Raw genomic sequence first — 19559 nt, 5'->3', positions numbered from 1 at the left:
TCAGCAAAATAGTTGTGTAAATTTGCGTGATGTGACCGCTCTCGCTAAAATCGCGGCACTGCCTGATAAGTGAGCCATTCCCGTTGAAAAACATTCCGATAGAACATGCAAAACTGGACTGGAACGATCAGGGTACACCTGTATCCCGAGAATTTGACGACGTCTATTTTTCTAACCAGAACGGTCTGGAAGAGACCCAGTATGTCTTTCTGGGCGGCAATAATCTGCCCGCCCGCTTTGCCACGCATTCACGCGCCTTATTTATTGCCGCAGAGACCGGTTTTGGCACCGGCCTTAATTTTTTGACGCTGTGGCGCGCTTTTGATCGCTTTCATCAGGCGCGCCCGCAGGCAACTTTGCAGCGCCTGCACTTTATCAGCATGGAGAAGTTTCCGCTGACTCAGCAGGACCTCGCGGCCGCCCACAGAAGCTGGCCAGAACTGGAGCCATATGCTGCACAACTGCGTCAGCAGTGGCCATTGGCGCTACCTGGATGCCATCGTTTGCTGTTGGATGGCGGACGCGTCACGCTGGATCTCTGGTTCGGCGATGTTAATACGCTTATTCATCATTTTGATGACAGCCTGCTGCGTAGCGTGGATGCCTGGTTTCTTGATGGCTTTGCGCCCTCTAAAAACCCAGAGATGTGGACGCCCGCGCTGTTTGAGGCGATGGCGCGACTGGCGCGCGCTGACGGCAGCTTCGCCACCTTTACCGCCGCTGGTTTTGTGCGGCGTGGACTGCAACAAGCGGGCTTTGCAGTGACCAGGCGTAAAGGTTTTGGTCATAAACGTGAAATGCTGTGCGGTACGCTGGCTGATGCGCCTGCTCTGCCCCGTTCCGCTCCCTGGTATGCGCGCACTCCTGCCACTGGCGAGGAGATTGCTCTTATCGGCGGCGGTATCGCCAGCATACTGCTGGCGCTGGCGCTGCTGCGCCGTGGCAAACGGGTTACGCTCTACTGTGCTGACGATGCGCCGGCGCAAAACGCCTCCGGCAACCGTCAGGGCGCGCTCTATCCACTGCTTAACCAGCACGATCCGGCGCTGGCTCAGTTTTTCCCCGCCGCCTTCAGCTTTGCGCGGCGGCTCTATGACAGCCTGCCGGTGGCTTTTGCCCATGACTGGTGCGGCGTAACGCAGCTGGCGTGGGATCAAAAGAGTCACGATAAAATTCAGCATATGCTGGCAATGGGGCTGCCTGAAGCTCTGGCGCAGGGCGTGGATGTCGGGCAAGCCGAACAGCTTGCAGGCGTGTCGCTCGGCTGCGGCGGCATTCATTATCCTGCTGGCGGCTGGCTGGCCCCGGCAGAGCTCACCACGGCGCTGTTTACGCTGGCTCAGCAGCAGGGACTACAGGTTCACTGGCAACATCGCTTAGAGCAGCTGGAAAAAACGGATAACGGCTGGCGGCTACGGTTTGCCGACGCGCCGGATCAGCAGCATCAGAACCTGGTGCTGGCGAATGGTCATGCCATTAGCGCGCTGGCGCAAAGCGCTAAGCTGCCGGTCTATCCGGTTAGCGGCCAGGTGAGCCATATTCCAACCGCGCCCGGTTTAACCGAACTCAGGCAGGTGTTGTGTTATGAAGGTTATCTGACGCCGGTCAGCCCGCAGTTTAATACCCACTGCATTGGTGCCAGCTATCATCGTGGCGATACCTCGGTGCATTATCGTGAAGAGGATCAGCAGGAGAACCGTCAGCGGCTACGGCACTGTCTGCCCGCAAGTGAGTGGACGGAAGCGGTGGACGTGAGCGCCGGTGAGGCCCGCAACGGCGTGCGCTGCGCAACACGCGATCACTTACCGATGGCGGGCAATCTGCCGGATTACGAGTCGCTTTTAGCGTGCTATGCCAATCTGCCGCAGCAGCGCGACGCGCTGGCAGAGATAACGCCTGCTCCAACATGGTCGGGATTGTTTGTGCTGGGCGCGCTGGGCTCACGCGGTTTATGCAGCGGCCCGCTGGCGGCTGAAGTGCTGGCGGCGCAGTTGTGCGATGAGCCGATACCGCTGGATCGCGATACGCTGGCGGCCCTTAACCCCAATCGTTACTGGGTGCGAAAACTACTGAAAGGCAAGCCGGTGAGCTGACGGCAGTTTGTACGTACAGGAAATGTAAAAAGCGGCCTGCGGGCCGCTTTTTACTCTCACTCCGCACCCACAGCGCGGGGAGGCCCGGCAGAAGAGTAAAGCGTCCCACGCCAGGGAAGGCGCGGGCCGAGCTGTCAGGGATGACGTTTTTTACGTCTTTACGATCGGCCTGGCCTCCCCGTGCAGTCACGGTATAAGGTCAGTTACTCTTCGCCGTTTTTTTAATAAAACTAGGCGGGCTGGCGCGCCTGCAAAAACAGATTATCCCACATGCCGATCACCAGCGCCTGATCGCGCGGCGAGAGTTCACCGGCGGCAATAGCGTTTTGCAGGCTGTTTTGCACCTGGATCTGTAGCGCCTCTGCAGTATGTTCGCCGCTCTTTTCCAGCTCCACTACCGCCAGAGTGAGGTGACCGCGCAGGTAGCCACTGGCAAATAGCTCATCATCGCTGGCATGCTCGACCATATCGTCAATCAGGGCCAAAATACGCGTTTCAAATTCTGCGATCATCTCAATTCCTCATTATGTCGCGCCTCCGTTCAGCGCAGATCTTCCGGCCAGGGAAACTGCGCCGCCGTCAGCGGGGGCGTGTGATAAAAACGCTGTAGTTCAGCGATAAAACGGGCCGGGCGCGCCGGAATACCGTTTTCAAGATAGTGCATTACCTGAGCATAAACCTTACGCTGAAACGCAATGCGATCCGGCTCATGATCGCCATTGAGATTGTCACAACTTACGTTGAAGGGAAAGCCCGCCGCGACGCTGAACATCCACTCCAGCGCCTGCGGTTTAATCTCAACGGATTCAAACTGATTTTGCGTGGCGGCGTCACGTCCATCGGGGCAATACCAGTAACCAAAATCAACCAGCTTGCGACGCTCGGCACCGGCAATACACCAGTGAGATATCTCATGCAGCGCGCTGGCGTAATAACCATGCGCAAACACCACGCGATGCCAGGGTGACGTTTCATCCGCCGGAAGATAAATCGGTTCATCGTCGCCTTTAATTAGACGCGTCTGAAAATCATCCTGGAAACAGCGATCGAATACGCTAATCAGGTCCTGATAGTGGTGCGTTGTGTTCATATACTTATATGTCTGCTAAAAAAAACGCGCAAATTGTCGCATTATGCATGCGCATTGACGAGCATTATCCAAAAAGGTGCGTGAGCCAGCGACCAATGGCAGCGCCGTAATCTTCATACAGCAGCTTGCTGCTCATCACCACCGAAACAATTACTACCATCGGACGGATCAGCTTCTGTCCGCGCGACAGCACCATCCGCGCGCCCAGACGCGCGCCGCAAATTGAACCCAGCAGCATCACCAGCCCCACACCCCACACCACTTTGCCGCCCATGATAAAAAACAGCAGGCTGGCGAAGTTAGAGGTGAAATTGAGGACTTTGGCATGCGCGGTGGATTTGGCCAGATTGAAACCGGCCAGCGTCACGAAAGCCAACGCATAAAAAGAGCCGGCCCCCGGCCCGAAAAAGCCATCGTAAAAACCAACCGTGCCGCCCGCCACCAGCGCAAACGGTAGGCCGTACAGGCGGCGCTGCCGATCTTCTTCGCCTAAGCGCGGCATTAGCAGAAAGTAAAGGCCAATACCGATAATCAGCAGCGGCAATACCTGACGCAAAAAGTCGGAGCGCACATGCTGCACCAGCAGCGTGCCGCAGACCGCGCCGATAAAGGTCATCGCGATATTCAGACGGTGCTCACGCAGCAATACCGCGCCGCGTCGGACAAAATAGAGGCTGGCGGAGAAAGAACCGCCAACCGCCTGCAGTTTGTTGGTCGCCAGCACCTGAGCAGGCGTTAGCCCGGCTGACAGCAGCGCAGGCACGGTAAGCAGGCCGCCGCCGCCAGCAATTGAATCGATAAACGAAGCCAGCATAGCGACAAAAAACAGCACCGCTATCATCTGCGGCGTGACAACCAACCAGTCCATGTAAGGTCCTAAAGTAAATGTTTATCCAGCAGCGCCTGACAGGATGGCGGCAGCGGCGGCGGTTCACGCTTCACTGGCGCTCCGCTGCCTGGTTTTTTCGGCAAAAACCAGCTTTCCAGCTCGGCATCGCAGCCATCGCCCGGCGGCGGCGGCGCCTGATCCTGACACTCCAGGCTATCCGGCGGACAACGCAGGCGGACATGCATATGGGCACGGTGGGCAAACCACGGGCGCACCTTGCGCAGCCAGTCGCGATCGCTACCGGCATCAGCGCAGAGCTGCTTTTTGATCGCCGGATTGACAAAAATGCGCGTGACCTGCTCATCTTTCGCTGCCAGTTTAATCAGGCTACCGATCTCCGGCTTCCAGTGACGCGCCACGACGCGCTTACCGTCGGCGCTCACCAAATCAAGCGGTTGCGGCTTCAATAGCATCTGCGGCGTCCAGCGTTTTTTCGGTAGCTGCAGCCAGATATCAACATCCAGCCCGCTCTGATGGCTGGCATGACCGCTGCTGAAGCGCCCGCCCGCCGCCATGCCCATATCGCCAATCAGCACCTGCCCCAGCCCCAGATTATGGACCTGAGTCGTCAGGCGCTGGATAAACAGGATCAGGTCAGGATGACCAAAATAGCGTCGCTGATCCGGGCGCATTACCTGATAAGCGGGATTATTCAGCGGCAGCGGCTGTGCGCCGATAACACATCCGTTGGCGAATGCGCCAATCGCCTGCGGCGAGCCGGGGATCGGCGAAGTAATGCGCTGCCACGGCGTGGCCGCCAGCGTCGACGCGCTGAACAGCAGCGCGCCCAGCATAAGAAGCGTTTTTTTCATCATTACCAGCGAGGAATGGTGGTAGAAACGTCAGCGCACTGCGCACGGTGGCGCAGCAGATGATCCATCAGCACGATCGCCATCATTGCTTCCGCGATCGGCACCGCACGGATCCCTACGCAGGGATCGTGACGCCCTTTGGTGATCATCTCCACCTCATCACCCGTGCGGGTGATGGTTTTACCCGGCACGGTAATGCTGGAGGTGGGCTTCATCGCCAGATGGGCAATCACCGCCTGGCCGCTGCTGATGCCGCCGAGAATGCCGCCCGCGTGGTTGCTCTGGAAGCCGCTGGCGCGGATCTCATCGCGATGCTGACTGCCACGCTGATTCACCACGGCAAAACCGTCGCCGATCTCAATCCCTTTCACCGCATTGATGCTCATCAGCGCGTGGGCCAGATCCGCATCCAGACGGTCAAATACCGGCTCGCCAAGGCCGACCGGCACATTTTCCGCCACGACTGTCACTTTCGCGCCAATCGAGTCGCCCTCTTTCTTCAGCGCCCGCATCAGCTCGTCCAGTGCTTCCAGCTTGTCGGGATCGGGACAGAAGAAGGGGTTTTGCTCAACCTGATCCCAGTCTTTCAGCTCGCAGGCAACATCGCCAATCTGCGCCAGATAGCCCCGCACCTGAACGCCAAACTTCATCTGCAAATATTTTTTCGCAATAGCACCAGCTGCAACGCGCATCGCCGTTTCGCGTGCGGAAGAGCGCCCGCCGCCGCGATAGTCACGCAGGCCATACTTTTGCTCGTAGGTGTAATCGGCATGGCCCGGACGAAACAGATCTTTGATTGCGCCGTAATCCTGCGATCGGTGATCGGTATTTTCAATCAGTAACCCAATACTGGTGCCGGTGGTGACGCCTTCAAACACGCCGGACAGAATGCGTACCTGATCCGGTTCACGCCGCTGGGTGGTATAACGCGAGGTGCCCGGGCGTCGCCGGTCAAGATCCCGCTGTAAATCCGCTTCGGTTAGCGGAATACCTGGCGGTACGCCGTCAACGATACAGCCCAGCGCAATGCCATGCGACTCACCAAAGGTGGTGACGCGAAAAATCTGTCCAATCGTGTTGCCTGCCATCTCGGCTCCGTTATTGTGCGATTAATCTTTGAAGAATTTGAAATGATGCTGTGCGTCGATAATTTGCTGACGGGTCAGCATAAACACACCGTCGCCGCCGTTATCAAACTCCAGCCAGGTAAAGGGCACGTCAGGATACTGCTCCATCATATGCACCATGCTGTTGCCTACTTCGCAAATCAGCACGCCATCCTCCTGCAAATAGTCTGGCGCGCAGGCGAGGATGCGCCGCACCAGCTTCAGACCATCGCTGCCTGCTGCCAGCCCCAGCTCCGGCTCATGCCGGTACTCGTTGGGCAGGTCATCCATATCATCCGCATCAACATAGGGCGGATTGGTGACAATCAGATCGTACTGCAGCCTGGGCAGGTCGCGGAACAGGTCGGAGCGGATTGGCGTAACCTGATGAATCATACCGTGCTCGTCAATATTCTGCTCGGCAACCGCCAGCGCATCGATTGAGAGATCCACTGCATCCACTTCCGCCTCCGGAAAAGCGTAGGCGCAGGCGATAGCGATACAGCCGCTCCCGGTACACATATCCAGAATATGCTGCGGCGCGCGATTTACCAGTCCGGCGAAACGGCTATTGATCAGCTCACCAATTGGCGAACGCGGCACCAGCACGCGCTCATCAACATAAAACTCATGACCGCAAAACCAGGATTTATTGGTGAGGTAGGCCACCGGTATCCGTTCGTTAACACGGCGGATAACGCGCTCAACGATACGGTGGCGCTCACTGGAGGTCAGGCGCGCGTTGCGCATCTCCTCAGGAATATCCAGCGGCAGGTAAAGGGTAGGCAGAACCAGCTGAACAGCTTCGTCCCAGGGATTATCCGTGCCGTGGCCGTACCAGATATTGGCGGCGGCAAAACGGCTTACCGCCCAGCGCAGCATGTCCTGAATGGTATGCAGTTCATTCACTGCCTCATCGACGAAAATTTTGTCCACGTTGCCCTCCACAGGCCGTTCCGTAATTACGGCGGGTAGTTTGCCATGAAGCGGGCAAGAATTCAGCGCGGCGAGGTGAAAAAGCTGACTTTTGTTTACAATGCGGGTTATCGTAGCCCACAGGCCGTGCAGCCTGCGACTTTCAACCAGCAGATAATTGAAGATTATGAAGAAAAAAGAGCAGCTCAGCGATGATGATAAAGCGCTGTTTCGTCAGCTGATGACCGGCACCCGCAAGCTAAAGCAGGATACCCTGGTGCATAAGCCGGTGCGTAAAAAAGCAGAAGTTTCGCTGAAGCGTCAGCTGTCGGAACAGGCGGATAACAGCCACTATTTCTCAGATGAGTTTCAGCCGCTGCTGGCAGAGCAAGGTCCGGTACGCTATGTGCGCAGTGATGTCAGCCACTATGAATTAAAAAAACTGCGGCGCGGCGACTATACGCCGGAAATTTTTCTCGATCTGCATGGGTTAACGCAGCAGCAGGCCAAACAGGAACTGGGCGCGCTGATCGCCGCCTGCCGGCGCGAACATATCTTTTGCGCCAGCGTGATGCACGGTCACGGCAAGCATGTCCTGAAGCAGCAAACACCGCTGTGGCTGGCACAGCATCCTTTTGTGATGGCGTTTCATCAGGCACCTAAAGCCTTTGGGGGCGATGCGGCCTTGCTGGTGCTGATTGAAGTAGAAGAGTGGCAACCGCCAGAGTTACCCTGACGGCCGAGAGGATTACATCGCTTTTGCCAGCTTAGAGGGGCTAACCTGCCACTTTAAAATGCCTTCGCTTTTTTCGGCATCAAAATCGATGCAGGCAATGGCCGAGGTAGCAAACATCGGCGGTGGCTCCTGCGGACAAAGCTCCGAGACCAGATAGCCCACCAGGGGAAGATGCGAAATAACCAGCACCGATTTCACGCCCTCTTTCGCCAGAGTCTGTAGATAGCAGGCCACCAGCGCCGGATCGCCGCCCGGCGTCAGCTCAGGTAAGACTTCCTGCTCCTGCGGCAGCCGCAGGGCTTCACGTACTGTTGCCAGCGTCTGCTCTGCCCGCAGGTAGGGACTGACCAGCACCCGTTCAATATCCAGAGTCTGGCTGTTTAGCCAGCTCGCCATCTGGCGTGATTCATCACAACCACAATGGGTAAGAGGCCTAACCGAATCACTGGCTGCCTCAAGTGCAGCGTCGCCGTGACGCATGATAAAAACTTGCATAAAGCACCGCTGTTGTTTAACAAAATCGTCAGATCATCAGGCTGTCCGACGCTTCATTCTGCGAATGAACGCTGTGTTGTAACCTAATGCCTTGAGTATAGTCAACCGATTGTTTATTAAACGAGCTATTGTCGGGATCTGCCACTCAACACAATGAAATTGCACCCTGCCTAAGCCGCTGAATCATTGTGGGTATTAACTTCTGGTAATGAATTGTAAAAGTGTTCCCCGCGCTCGGCGCGTTGGCGAAGCGCTTCGCAGGGAGAAAAACGATCGCCGTACTGATGCATCAGGCTGGCTAATGTATTAACCACATTGGCGATCCCCAGGCTATCCATATAGCGGTAAGGACCGCCCAGGAAAGGAGGAAAGCCGATGCCGAACACCGCGCCCAGATCGCCGTCGCGCGGGCTGCGGATGATCCCCTCTTCCAGACAGCGTGCCGCCTCATTCAACATCATCATTACGCAGCGCTGAGCAATCAGCGCACCGTCCAGCCGATGCTGCGGCTGAATATGCAGCAGAGAGTAAATGGTTTTATCGGGGCGTTTTTTTCCGCCCTGATAACGATAGAAACCGCGCCCGTTCTTACGCCCTTTGCGGTTATCGTTGAGCACGGCGGCGAAGGCTTCCGGCGCGGCGAAACGCATGCCATATTCCTGTTCCAGAATCGGCAGAATTTTAGTGCCGACATCGATACCGACCTCATCCAGTAGCTGTACCGGCCCCACCGGGAAGCCAAATTTAATCAGCGCCTTGTCTACCGCTTCAATAGGCTCGCCTTCCAGCACACAGCGCATGGCTTCATTTATATAGGGCGCCAGAATGCGGTTAACGTAAAAACCAGGGCGGTCGGCTACCACAATCGCTGTTTTTCCCTGCCGCTTTGCCAGCGCCACGGTGGTGGCAATGGTACGGGCGGAGGTGGTTTGATGCGGTATCACTTCCACCAGCGGCATTTTTTCTACCGGGCTGAAGTAGTGCAGGCCGATAACATTTTCCGGACGCTGCGCCAGCGCGGCGATGCGGGCTATCGGCAAAGAGGAGGTGTTCGAGGCGAAAACCGTATCAGGCGCGCAATGCTGTTCTACTTCCGCCACCATCTGCTGCTTTAAGCTGAGATCTTCAAACACCGCTTCGATAATCAGATCGCGCTGACTAAAGCCGCGATAGTCGATGCTGCCGGTAATCAGCGCCATCTGACGTTGGCGTTCGGCGGCGTTAATTTGGCGCCGCCGGACCTTTTTACTCAGCAGCTCCCAGCTATATTTCATCGCATGGTTAATTCCCTCCACGCTGACATCTTTAATACGCACCGGCAGTTTCGCTTTGGTTGCGGTAACGGCGGCGATACCGCCGCCCATCAACCCGCCGCCCAGTACGCCAATACTGCGTAACGTGACGGATTCGGCGTCATACTCTTTTTTCAGCGCGGTGTTGGCAAAAAACAACTGGCGCAACGCGGCGGACTGCGCGGTCATGGTGAGTTCGCCAAAGGCAAGCGCTTCGGTTTCATGACCGGCCCGCATCCCCTGCTCCAGCCCGGTTCTTACCGCTTCCAGGATACGTCGCGTAGCCGGATAGTTACCGTGCGTTTTCGCCTCGCTCTGGCGTGCCGCCAGCTGAAACAGAATGGCGCGCCCCGCCGGTCCGTTCAGCAAACGCTCACGCAGTGGCAACTGACGACGCGCGCTTTTGCCTTTCAGCGCCAGCTTAACTGCCGTTTCCAGCAGAATGCTGTGCGGTACCGCCTCATCAACCAGCCCCAGCTTCAGCGCCTGCTTTGCCCGCAGGGTTTTACCGGTAAGAATCAAATTCAACGCCTGGGATGCGCCAATCAAACGCGGCAGGCGTTGCGTGCCGCCGCTACCAGGCAGCAGGCCCAGCTGTATTTCCGGTAATCCAAGCCGGGTTTTATCATCCAGCGTACAAACACGCCGATCGCACGCCAGCGCCAGTTCCAGTCCACCGCCAAGGCAGGCGCCGTGGATCGCGGCAACAACCGGCACCGGCAGCGCGGCAATCTCTGACATCACACGCTGCCCCTGCTCGGCCAGTTTGCGTGCCTCATCGGCGCTGTGGCACCGATCGATCATGCTGATATCCGCGCCGGCAATGAAGGAATCCGGCTTGCCGGAAATAAACACCAGTCCGGCCAGCGTCGGGTTTTGCCGCGCCTGAGTTATCACCGCCCGAATTTGTTCAATAAACGCTGCCTTCAGGGTATTCATTTTTTCATCGGGGACATCAATAACGATGATGCCGATATTGTCGCTGCGCATGCTCAGATGAAATGCGGATTGCTGTTCCATGACCTTATTCAACCTCCAGTACCATTGCCGCACCCAGCCCGCCAGCCGCACAGGCGGTAACCAGACCGAGACCGCCACCGCGCCGCCGCAGTTCGTTCAGCGTTTGCGTAATCATACGCGCGCCGGTTGCGGCAAAAGGATGTCCATAGGCGATAGAGCCACCGAGAACATTAAATTTCTCCTGGTCCACTTCCCCCAGCGCCTGGGGACGATTAAGCACCTCGCGGGCAAAACGCTCGTCGCGAAATACTTTCAGATTAGCCAGCGTTTGCGCAGCAAATGCCTCATGCATATCAATCAGCGTAAGATCGTTTAGCGCGACGCCCGCACGATCCAGTGCCAGCGGCGAGGCATATGAAGGCCCCAGCAGCATATCCTGCCAGACATCGGTAGCGGTAAAGGCGTAGCTACGCAGATAACCCAGCGGCGTTATCCCCAGTTCGCGCGCGCGCGATTCGGTCATCAGGATCACCGCAGCGGCGCCGTCGGTAAGCGGTGTGCTGTTGGCCGCCGTCACGCTGCCATGCTGACGGTCAAAGGCGGGACGCAGCCGGGCATAATCCTCAACGGCGCTGTTTTCACGTACGTTATTGTCCTGCTGAAGCGCTGCGCGCCATGGCGGCACCCAGGTTGTCATCACTTCATCCGTTAACTTACCTTCCCGCCAGGCCTGCGCTGCGCGCTGATGGGAACGGTGCGCCAGCGCATCCTGCTGCTCGCGGCTGATGCCATGCGTTTTCGCCATCTGTTCAGCGGTATCGCCCATGCGTAGGCCGGTAGAATACTCCGCTACCGCAGGTGGCACCGGTAACAGGTCTCGCGGACGCAGCTGGCTAAACAGCCTGAGTTTTTTGCTCAGGGTGCGGGCTTTAGTGAGGTCGACCAGCGTCCTGCCCAGTTTTTTACTGACGCCAATCGGTAAAACCGATGAGGAGTCGGCTCCGCCGGCGATACCGGCGCTGACGCTACCGGCCAGCAGGCTTTCCGCCAGGTTAGCCACCGCCTGAAAACTGGTGGCGCAGGCGCGGCTGACGCTGTAGGCGTCGGTCTGAACGTTGAGACCGCTGCTTAATACAATTTCGCGCGCAATATTGGGCGCTTCAGGCATCTGAATGACCTGTCCGAAAACCAGCTGTTCAATGATCTCTGCCGGGATTTCGCTCCGGGCCATGAGTTCGCTAACCACCATCCTTCCCAGCTCCACTGCCGGAATGCCGTGCAGCGCCGTCGCCTGTCGGGCAAAGGGAGTGCGAAGTCCGTGGGTAATGGCGATGCGATCGCCCTGACGCGTCAGCAAAGGAAGCGCTCTGCTCATTATTCTCACCTGTTAACCGCGACCGCAGCATCATTGCCAAAGAGGTCAGACCTGCACAGTGTAAACAGTTTGTTTAAGCGTGCCAGCGGCGCGGCGAGAAAATGAGAGCAGCAACACAGTTGCCGAAAAGATGAAACCGGCACGAGCACCGGCATTGCGGGCAAGGAAAATCGGCGCCGTTTCCTGCGCCGACAGGCAGGAGTTAGCGCAGGCCGAGCTGGAAGATGAGGGTTTCCGCCTGGCAGCTAAAGGTAAAATCCACATCCAGACGCACACCATCAGGCTGCTCAGTGAAGATCGGGGTGATAACACAAGGTTCAGATTCAACGCCACGCGCTTTTTCTGTAAGCGAAGCCAGCATCGCTTCGGCCTGCTGACGATTCTCAAACAGGCGTGACCACGAGGCGGTACAATCGCTGTTATCCATTACGGTGCCGACATCAACGCAGCAGCAGGCTGCTGTTTCGTTAGCGCTACATTTATTTAAAGCATCACTCATCGCTCTCTCCTGGCATGCTTTTATACAGTCAATTTTAACTGCAGGTTATTTTACCCCGCCTTTTTATCTGCACTAACTTGTGTGAACGCAATCACGAATAATATTGATCTGACGCAGGATTAAGCACACTTCGATTCAGGAAAACGCCTTTTTTTGTTAAGGAGATCTTATTTTATCGATCACATTTGAAATATTTAAAGAACAAGATTGCAACATAGACACAGGTCAGACCTATACTGTGCGCACTGGTCTGATTTGTCCGTTGTATTTCAGCCCCTAAAATCCCCGGCTCCTTGTTACTTGATGTAACAGATTTTATAAAAATCACATAATGAGGTTGTGGTCATGAACCATAAAAACCTGTGTGCAAAGTCAGCTTTAGCAGTAGCAGTCGCAATCGCTTCCTCAAATCTTTATGCAGCGGGCTTTCAGCTCAATGAATTTTCTTCAATCGGTTTGGGTCGCTCTTATTCAGGCGAAGGGGCAATGGGCGACACGGCAGCCTCTGCCAGCCGTAACCCAGCGACGATGGCATTAATGGATCGCCCAATGTTTTCTGTTGGCGCGGTATTTATCGATCCCGATGTTAATATTGATGGCGATAGCGGCGCGGGTAATAGCCTGCGTGCGAATAATATTGCCCCAACGCAATGGGTGCCCAATATTCATTATGTGCAACCCATTAATGACCAGTGGTGGGTGGGCGCTTCCGCAACCACAAATTACGGTCTGGCTACCGAATTTAATAATGATTACGCGGGCGGCGCATTCGGCGGTAAAACCGATTTGCTGACCACGAATCTTAATCTCAGCACCGCATGGCGCATGGATGAGCATTTCAGCTTCGGCGTGGGATTCAATGCGGTTTATGCGCGGGCGAAAATCGAACGCTATATGGGCGAACTTGGCGGCCTGCTCCCGGCTGTGGGTTTGCCAGCCGCCGCGGCGGATACGCAAATTGCGCACCTGAAAGGCGATGAATGGGGCTATGGCTGGAACGCCGGTATTTTATATGAAGTGGATGATGATAACCGCTTCGGCCTGACCTACCGTTCCGAAGTAAAAATCGATTTTAACGGCGATTACAAAAGCGCCATTCCTTCGCAGTTAAACCCCATTATCGGTGGAGCAGGACTGGATCTGCCTTACGGCACCAGCGGCAGCACCATTCCGGGTGCGCTGACCCTGAACCTGCCGGAAATGTGGGAAGTCTCAGGCTATCATAAAGTTGCTCCGCAGTGGGCGGTGCACTATAGCCTGGCCTACACCAGCTGGAGTCAGTTCCAGGAGCTGAGGGCCACCGGCAACAATGGTCAGCAGCTTTTCTATAAAGATGAAAGCTATCGCGATGCTTACCGTATTGCGCTCGGTACCACCTGGTTCTATGACGAGCACTGGACGTTCCGCACCGGTATCGCCTTTGATGACAGCCCGGTTCCGGCTGATAAGCGTTCTATCTCGATTCCGGATCAGGATCGCCTGTGGCTGAGCGCGGGTGCCTCATACGCCTTTAATGAGAACGCGTCGGTAGATGTAGGCGTTTCTTATATGCACGGACAGAAAGTTACCGTGCGTGAAGGCATCGATCCAGTGGCGACCGCACGCAACGGTACGATCACGCCTTACGAATTTAGCTCAGAAGGCAAGGCATGGCTGTACGGCGCCAGCTTTAACTATCGCTTCTGATTGCTTATTGATTTAATCAAGGTGAAAAGGCGGGGGTCTCCCGCCTTATTGATGCACCTGTATCAAGGCGCAGGGCGTCCGGGCAGAAAAGTAAAGCGGCCTGCGCCAGTCACGCCATAAAAAAGCGGGGTTCACCCCGCTTTTTTATTTATCTTTACTCAGCGTCGATCTCATCCAGATCGCCCTGAATCGCCTGCGCGTTAGGGTTCTCCTGCGGCTTCAGCTTGCCACCGTGGGCAAGGAAGTCGTGACGCTGGAAGTAAGCGTTACGCACGAATGCGTAAGGATCGCGGGTATTACGCAAAATCGCATCGGAATCCAGCAGCTGTGCCCGCGTTTCTACCCCTTCCAGCACCCATTTTCCGGCAGTCATCGGCCAACTCAGCCAGCTCAATACCGGATAAAGCGTATCAAGATAATCACCGCCATTCTCACGCGGCGTAAAACTGCCATAGCCAGGCAGCACCACATATGGCCCGTAGCCGACGCCCCAGGTACCCAGCGTACCGCCAAAGCGCGGCGGCTCTTCACGCGCCAGCTTATCATTCGCCATGCCGGCAACATCGATAAAGCCCCCCAGACCCAGCACGGTATTCAGGAAGAAGCGGTTAAAGTGCACCATACCGCGATAGGGATCGCCGCGCAGGAATGAGTTCACCATTGCTGCCGGCTCACTCAGGTTACCAAGGAAATTACTGACGCCGGTACGCGCCGGAACCGGCACATAGTCGCGCCAGGCGACCGCTACCGGGCGCAGCACATAAGGATCCAGCACGTTGTAGTTGAAATCAAACATCGTGCGGTTAAAACCTTCCAGCGGATCGGAACGCCCCTGCGGTTCGTCGTTATGCTGTGAACTGGCGCAGCCTGCTAACAAAATGCTGGCCAGCGCCAACCCCGTCAGGCGGAAGTTCATAATTTTCTCCCTGTATAATTAATTGCTTACCGCTTCAGGGCTGCTGCTGATTAATCTCAACAGCAAGATGCTGATGACCATCAAAAGGCGTTAACGCACTCTCGCCGAACCAGTCGCCTGGCCGGGGAGTTGCGCTGCCGTCACGCGCGATACGCACGCGAACTTGCACCTGATGCAGCGCCGAAAGCAGACGTTCCGGCATCATGGCATTGCTGTCATCCAGCGTCAGCGATAGCGGAAAATGACTCCGCGGCAGCTTTTTTACTGCCACCGGAACCGGTGAAACACCGTCGGAAACAGAAATATACATGACTCCGCCCGGCGGTAACATTTTTTCTACAGCATCTGCCAGCGTGATAGTGAGTGAAAGCTCGCTGGTGTGCAGTCCGGCGGCCGTTTTCGCCTGCTGGATACTTCGCTGCACCTGCTCTGTACGCGGATCGCTGATCGGTAACTGCCTCAGCATGGTTTGCCAGACGTTAATCGCCTGTATGTACTCTTGCTGCTGAAAAGCATTAAAGGCAATCAGACTCAGCAGACGCATATTCGCCGGATCCTGCTGTTGCATAACGTTGAGCATCGCCTGCGCTTCACGGTTATCCTGCGGATCGCTGGAGCGGGTCAGCACTTCAGCATAGCTGAGTTTTACCTCTTCGTTATTCGGCGCCAGCTGTAATGCGCGCTGAAACGCCTCAACGGCCGTATCGCGGTTATTTAACACCATGCCGATGCGCCCCAGCATAAGCCAGTCATGCAGCTTACTGCCATCCTGCTGCAGCGCCGTGCGCAACCCCAGCCCCAGACGCGCCAGCTCCTCCGGCGTTAGCGGCTGCGCCTGCGGATCCAGCAAACGCGCGCGCAGCGCGGGATAATCATCCTGCACCTGATGCCAGACGATCAGGCCCGGCAGATCGCCGGTTTTCAGATAACATCCCAGGCTAACCACCACCAGCAACAGCGCGCCGGGCAGCAGCACCCAGCGACTTAGCGGATGCGCCGGTGTGCATAAAGAAGAGCAAGGAATATCGGTCAGCAACGTTTGCTGTAGCTCCTGCACCATCGGCTGACGGGCGGCGATCACGCCCTGTGCCTCATCCTGCTCCAGCTCATTCAGGCGCTGCTGGTAGAACATTTTATTTAACGTATCGCGGTCCACCGGCGACTGACGGTCACCGCGCCAGCCAGCGGTTAACAGTAATAGCAACCCGGCCAGTAGCAGAGCGGTAAGCACTATCCAGAAAAGAGTCATGACGATTTCCTGTGATCTTTCAGCAGCGCGTCGAGGCGCTGTTGATCGCCCGCATTCAGTTGCTCGTCGGCGTCCGGCTGACGACGGCTGCGTAGAAAAATCACCAGCGCCCCCGCGATAATAAACAGCAATGGACCGGCCCACAGGATCAGCGTTGATGGCGTAACCGGCGGTTGGTAGGTAACGAAATTGCCGTAGCGGTCGATCATATACTGCGTAATCTGATGCTTATCCTGGCCCTGCTTCAACAGCTGATAGACCTTCAGGCGCATATCTGCTGCGATCATCGCATTCGAATCGGCAATGCTATTATTTTGGCATTTTGGGCAACGCAGCGAGGCGGTCAGCTCACGGTACTGCTGCTCCTGCGCGGCAGAATCAAATTGCCAGGTTTCAATCGCTGCCAGCGCGTTCAGGCTGAACAACAGCCCCGCCAGCAACATGAATAGCTGCTTCATTGTACCGCCTCCCTGCTATATTTTTGCCACAGCGGCGCGACTTCCCGCTGCCAGATCTGTGCGTTGAGATCGCCCGCATGGCGATAGCGAATAATGCCCTGACCATCAATCAGGAAGGTTTCCGGCGCGCCATATACCCCCAGATCCAGCCCAAGCATGCCGCTGCCGTCATACAGGCTCAGCGCATAAGGATTTCCCAGCGTGTTTAACCAGTTCACCGCTTTTGCGCGGTCATCCTTGTAATTCAGACCGACCACCCGCACGCCCTGCTCTGCCAGCCTGTTCAGATACTGATGCTCGGCGCGGCAGGTAGGGCACCAGGTTGCCCAGACGTTCAGCAGCAGCGGTTTGCCGTCCGCCAGTGCCGCCTGATCGTAAACCTGTCCCGGACGCTCAAGCGACTCCAGCTTAAACAACGGCACCGGCTTACCGATCAGCGCCGACTCCAGCCGCGTCGGATCGTCGCCTTCAGCGTTGCGCGTTAGCTGCCACATTAGCGCCAGCGCCAGCAGCAAAAACAGGATCAGCGGAATATAAAAAAGTTTATTGTTCATGCCTCCTCCCGCTGCGCTTTTTTACGGCTGCGATAACGCGGATCCAGCAGGCAAAGCAGGCCGCCGAAGGCCATAAACAGGCCGCCGTACCATATCCAGCGCACAAAAGGTTTGTAATAAATACGCACCGCCCAGGAGCCGTCATCCAGCTCCTCGCCAAGCGCGGCGTAGAGATCGCGCGTCAGGCCGCCATCAATCGCCGCTTCGGTCATCATGCTGCGCGCCACGCTGTAGTAGCGCTTTTCCGCCCGCAGCGTCGCTTCCGGCCTGCCGTCACGCGTCACCTCAATGATTGCCGCTCCGCCGCTGTAGTTAGGGCCGTTGAGTTCACGTACGTCGCGAAAAACAAAGTGATAATGATGAATATCCACGCTGTCGCCCGCCTTCATGCGTACGTCGCGCTCAATGCTGTAATTCTGGCTAAAGGCGATGCCGATCACCGTAACCGCAACGCCCAGATGCCCCAGCACCATGCCCCAGTGGCTGCGGGAGAGATGCCGGATGCCACGTAGCAGAGTATGACGATGCGTGGCGCGCTCGTGCAGCTCCAGCAGCGTGAGAATAATCACCCACAGCGCCATTATCAGGCCTACTACCGTCATCGCCTCGATACGATCCTGCATCCGCCACGGCAGGATGATTGACAGCAGCAGCGTGATCAACAGCGCCAGCGCCAGCCGCTTCCAGAGCTTTTGCGGTTCATCGCGTCGCCAGCGTACCAGCGGGCCGATGCCCAGCAACAGCGCAAAAGGCGCCATCAGCCAGGTGAACATGGTATTAAAAAAGGGTTCGCCCACCGAGATAGTGCCCAGCCCCAGTTGCTTGTGCACCAGCGGCAGCAGGGTTCCCAGCAGCACCACCAGCATGCCAGCCATCAACAATACGTTGTTGCCCAACAGGAATGACTCGCGTGACCAGAAATCGTTTTGCACCCTGCTGCGCACCTGCCCGCCTTTTACCGCATACAGCAACAGCGAACTGCCGATAACGATCACCAGAAACGCGAGGATAAACATGCCGCGAGCCGGATCGGAGGCAAAAGCATGCACCGAAACCAGCACGCCGGAGCGCACCAGAAATGTTCCCAGCAGGCTGAGGGAGAAGGCTGCGATCGCCAGCAGTACGGTCCAGGCTTTAAAGGCACCGCGCTTTTCCGTTACCGCCAGCGAGTGGATCAATGCGGTGCCCACCAGCCACGGCATAACGGAGGCGTTTTCCACCGGATCCCAAAACCACCAGCCGCCCCAGCCCAGTTCGTAGTAGGCCCAGGCGGAACCCAACACGATACCGATGGTCAGGAACAGCCAGGCCGCCAGTGTCCAGGGCCGCGACCAGCGCGCCCAGGCCGTATCCAGCCGCCCCGCCATCAGCGAAGCGATAGCGAACGCAAAGGCCACTGAAAAGCCAACGTACCCCATATAGAGCAGCGGCGGATGGAAAATCAGACCGATATCCTGCAGCATCGGATTCAGATCGTGGCCGTCAATGGGATAGTCCGGCAAGGTACGGGCAAATGGGTTGGACGTAAAAATGATAAACAGCAAAAAGCCGAAGTTAATCATGCCCATAACCGCCAGCACGCGCGCGATTGCATCCTGTGGCATGGCGCGGCTAAATATCGCCACCGCCAGCGTCCAGCCGCTAAGCATCAATACCCACAGCAGCAGCGATCCCTCATGCGCTCCCCAGGTGGCAGCGATGCGGTAATACAGCGGTAACTGGCTATTAGAATTGCTGACCACATAGGCAACAGTAAAGTCATTAACCACAAAGGCATGCACCAGCAGCAGAAAGCTGCCAGCCACGCAGAAGAACAGGCCAACGGCGAGCGGTCGCGCCAGCCCCATTAACCTGCTGTCCTGGCGCGCTGCGCCCCATAGCGGATAGAGACTCAACAGCAGCGCCAGCGTCAGCCCCAGACAGAGCAAGAAATGACCGATTTCTGGCATCATGAGCGATCACCTTGCGGCTGCGCTGCCGCCACGGTTCCGTGATGGTTTTTCTTCATCGCATCGCTGATTTCCGGCGGAGTATATTTTTCATCATGCTTCGCCAGCACTTCTTTTGCCTGGATCAAATTGCCCCCCTGCAATTCGCCCTGCGCCACCACGCCCTGCCCTTCGCGGAACAGATCGGGCAGGATGCCTTCATAGCTAACGTTAACCACGCCGTTGGCGTCATACAGCTTAAAAGAGACGCGCAGCGTTTTTTCATCCCGCTTAACGCTGCCGGGCATCACCATACCGCCAACGCGCAGCCGCTGACCGGGTTCAGGCAGCGTATGCGCTTCGCCTTTGCCATAGAGAATTTCGCTGGGGGTATAGAACAGGTCAATATTAGCGCGCAGCGCATACATCACTAATGCCGTTGCCAGGCCCAGGCCAGTCAGAATCGTCACGACCACATAAAGGCGGTTTTTACGACGGGTATTCAC

General features: G+C 56.7%; 19 protein-coding genes. 3 read left to right on the top strand and 16 right to left on the bottom strand.

From position 1 onward, the window contains the following. Positions 1-83 precede the first annotated feature (83 nt). Positions 84-2093, top strand: a complete 2010-nt coding sequence (gene mnmC, locus ACQE32_RS01580) for a bifunctional tRNA (5-methylaminomethyl-2-thiouridine)(34)-methyltransferase MnmD/FAD-dependent 5-carboxymethylaminomethyl-2-thiouridine(34) oxidoreductase MnmC (protein ID WP_426980726.1) — start codon at positions 84-86, stop codon at positions 2091-2093. A 230-nt stretch (positions 2094-2323) separates the two neighbouring features. Here the strand turns inward: mnmC and ACQE32_RS01575 are convergent, their stop codons facing one another. The 6 genes from ACQE32_RS01575 to prmB all read right to left on the bottom strand — a co-directional run bounded on the left by ACQE32_RS01575 (position 2324) and on the right by prmB (position 6926). Then, positions 2324-2605, bottom strand: coding sequence for a YfcL family protein (locus ACQE32_RS01575; RefSeq protein WP_085070971.1), 282 nt, complete (start codon positions 2603-2605; stop codon positions 2324-2326). 29 nt (positions 2606-2634) lie between these two features. Then, positions 2635-3183, bottom strand: coding sequence for an elongation factor P hydroxylase (locus tag ACQE32_RS01570; RefSeq protein ID WP_085070970.1), 549 nt, complete (start codon positions 3181-3183; stop codon positions 2635-2637). Between the two features lie 64 nt (positions 3184-3247). Then, positions 3248-4051 (bottom strand): sulfite exporter TauE/SafE family protein, encoded by an 804-nt coding sequence (locus ACQE32_RS01565; RefSeq protein WP_426971834.1) that lies wholly within the window; start codon positions 4049-4051, stop codon positions 3248-3250. An 8-nt stretch (positions 4052-4059) separates the two neighbouring features. After that, complete coding sequence (gene mepA / locus ACQE32_RS01560; protein WP_426971833.1) at positions 4060-4884, bottom strand: penicillin-insensitive murein endopeptidase; 825 nt, start codon at positions 4882-4884, stop codon at positions 4060-4062. A gap of 2 nt (positions 4885-4886) precedes the next feature. Beyond that, positions 4887-5972: a chorismate synthase gene (gene aroC / locus ACQE32_RS01555; RefSeq protein ID WP_426971832.1), complete on the bottom strand. Its 1086-nt coding sequence runs from the start codon at positions 5970-5972 to the stop codon at positions 4887-4889. A gap of 21 nt (positions 5973-5993) precedes the next feature. Next, positions 5994-6926: a 50S ribosomal protein L3 N(5)-glutamine methyltransferase gene (gene prmB, locus ACQE32_RS01550; RefSeq protein ID WP_085072313.1), complete on the bottom strand. Its 933-nt coding sequence runs from the start codon at positions 6924-6926 to the stop codon at positions 5994-5996. Between the two features lie 166 nt (positions 6927-7092). On the opposite strand from prmB, the gene smrB reads away from it, so the two are divergent. Continuing rightward, positions 7093-7641 carry an endonuclease SmrB gene (gene smrB / locus ACQE32_RS01545; RefSeq protein WP_250650483.1) on the top strand — a complete coding sequence of 183 codons (549 nt, stop codon included), beginning with the start codon at positions 7093-7095 and terminating at the stop codon, positions 7639-7641. A gap of 12 nt (positions 7642-7653) precedes the next feature. On the opposite strand, the gene sixA is transcribed toward smrB, so the two are convergent. The 4 genes from sixA to ACQE32_RS01525 form a co-directional block, all read right to left on the bottom strand. Beyond that, the gene (gene sixA / locus ACQE32_RS01540) at positions 7654-8136 is read right to left on the bottom strand and encodes a phosphohistidine phosphatase SixA (RefSeq protein WP_426971831.1); all 483 of its coding nucleotides are present in this window, start codon (positions 8134-8136) and stop codon (positions 7654-7656) included. Positions 8137-8306: 170 nt separating this feature from the next. Then, on the bottom strand, positions 8307-10448 hold the full coding sequence (fadJ, locus tag ACQE32_RS01535) for a fatty acid oxidation complex subunit alpha FadJ (RefSeq protein WP_426971829.1): 2142 nt from the start codon (positions 10446-10448) through the stop codon (positions 8307-8309). A 4-nt stretch (positions 10449-10452) separates the two neighbouring features. Further along, complete coding sequence (fadI, locus tag ACQE32_RS01530; protein ID WP_427021232.1) at positions 10453-11763, bottom strand: acetyl-CoA C-acyltransferase FadI; 1311 nt, start codon at positions 11761-11763, stop codon at positions 10453-10455. A gap of 202 nt (positions 11764-11965) precedes the next feature. Then, positions 11966-12262 (bottom strand): YfcZ/YiiS family protein, encoded by a 297-nt coding sequence (locus tag ACQE32_RS01525; protein WP_426971827.1) that lies wholly within the window; start codon positions 12260-12262, stop codon positions 11966-11968. 345 nt (positions 12263-12607) lie between these two features. Between ACQE32_RS01525 and fadL the strand changes: the two genes are divergently transcribed. Continuing rightward, a complete protein-coding gene (gene fadL, locus ACQE32_RS01520) occupies positions 12608-13948 on the top strand; it encodes a long-chain fatty acid transporter FadL (RefSeq protein ID WP_426980723.1) in 1341 nt (446 codons plus the stop codon). A gap of 154 nt (positions 13949-14102) precedes the next feature. Here the strand turns inward: fadL and mlaA are convergent, their stop codons facing one another. Genes mlaA through ccmE form a run of 6 tightly spaced genes read right to left on the bottom strand, consistent with a single transcriptional unit; the run spans position 14103 to position 19559 of the window. Continuing rightward, positions 14103-14864, bottom strand: coding sequence for a phospholipid-binding lipoprotein MlaA (mlaA, locus tag ACQE32_RS01515; protein WP_426971825.1), 762 nt, complete (start codon positions 14862-14864; stop codon positions 14103-14105). Positions 14865-14898: 34 nt separating this feature from the next. Then, entirely contained in the window at positions 14899-16113 is a 1215-nt protein-coding gene (gene ccmI / locus ACQE32_RS01510; protein WP_427021231.1) for a c-type cytochrome biogenesis protein CcmI, read from the bottom strand. Continuing rightward, the gene (locus ACQE32_RS01505; RefSeq protein WP_426971823.1) at positions 16110-16571 is read right to left on the bottom strand and encodes a cytochrome c-type biogenesis protein; all 462 of its coding nucleotides are present in this window, start codon (positions 16569-16571) and stop codon (positions 16110-16112) included. The genes ccmI and ACQE32_RS01505 overlap by 4 nt, the downstream gene beginning before the upstream one ends. After that, positions 16568-17125, bottom strand: a complete 558-nt coding sequence (locus tag ACQE32_RS01500) for a DsbE family thiol:disulfide interchange protein (protein WP_427021230.1) — start codon at positions 17123-17125, stop codon at positions 16568-16570. Before ACQE32_RS01500 ends, ACQE32_RS01505 begins: the two co-directional genes overlap by 4 nt. Further along, positions 17122-19077, bottom strand: coding sequence for a heme lyase CcmF/NrfE family subunit (locus ACQE32_RS01495; RefSeq protein WP_427021229.1), 1956 nt, complete (start codon positions 19075-19077; stop codon positions 17122-17124). Before ACQE32_RS01495 ends, ACQE32_RS01500 begins: the two co-directional genes overlap by 4 nt. Then, on the bottom strand, positions 19074-19559 hold the full coding sequence (ccmE, locus tag ACQE32_RS01490) for a cytochrome c maturation protein CcmE (protein ID WP_427021228.1): 486 nt from the start codon (positions 19557-19559) through the stop codon (positions 19074-19076). Before ccmE ends, ACQE32_RS01495 begins: the two co-directional genes overlap by 4 nt.

This window comes from Pantoea sp. FN0302 (assembly GCF_050113775.1).
GTDB classification, from domain to species: domain Bacteria; phylum Pseudomonadota; class Gammaproteobacteria; order Enterobacterales; family Enterobacteriaceae; genus Mixta; species Mixta alhagi.
The sequence above is the reverse complement of the archived record's forward strand: the minus strand, read 5'-3'. Positions and strand labels throughout refer to the sequence as shown.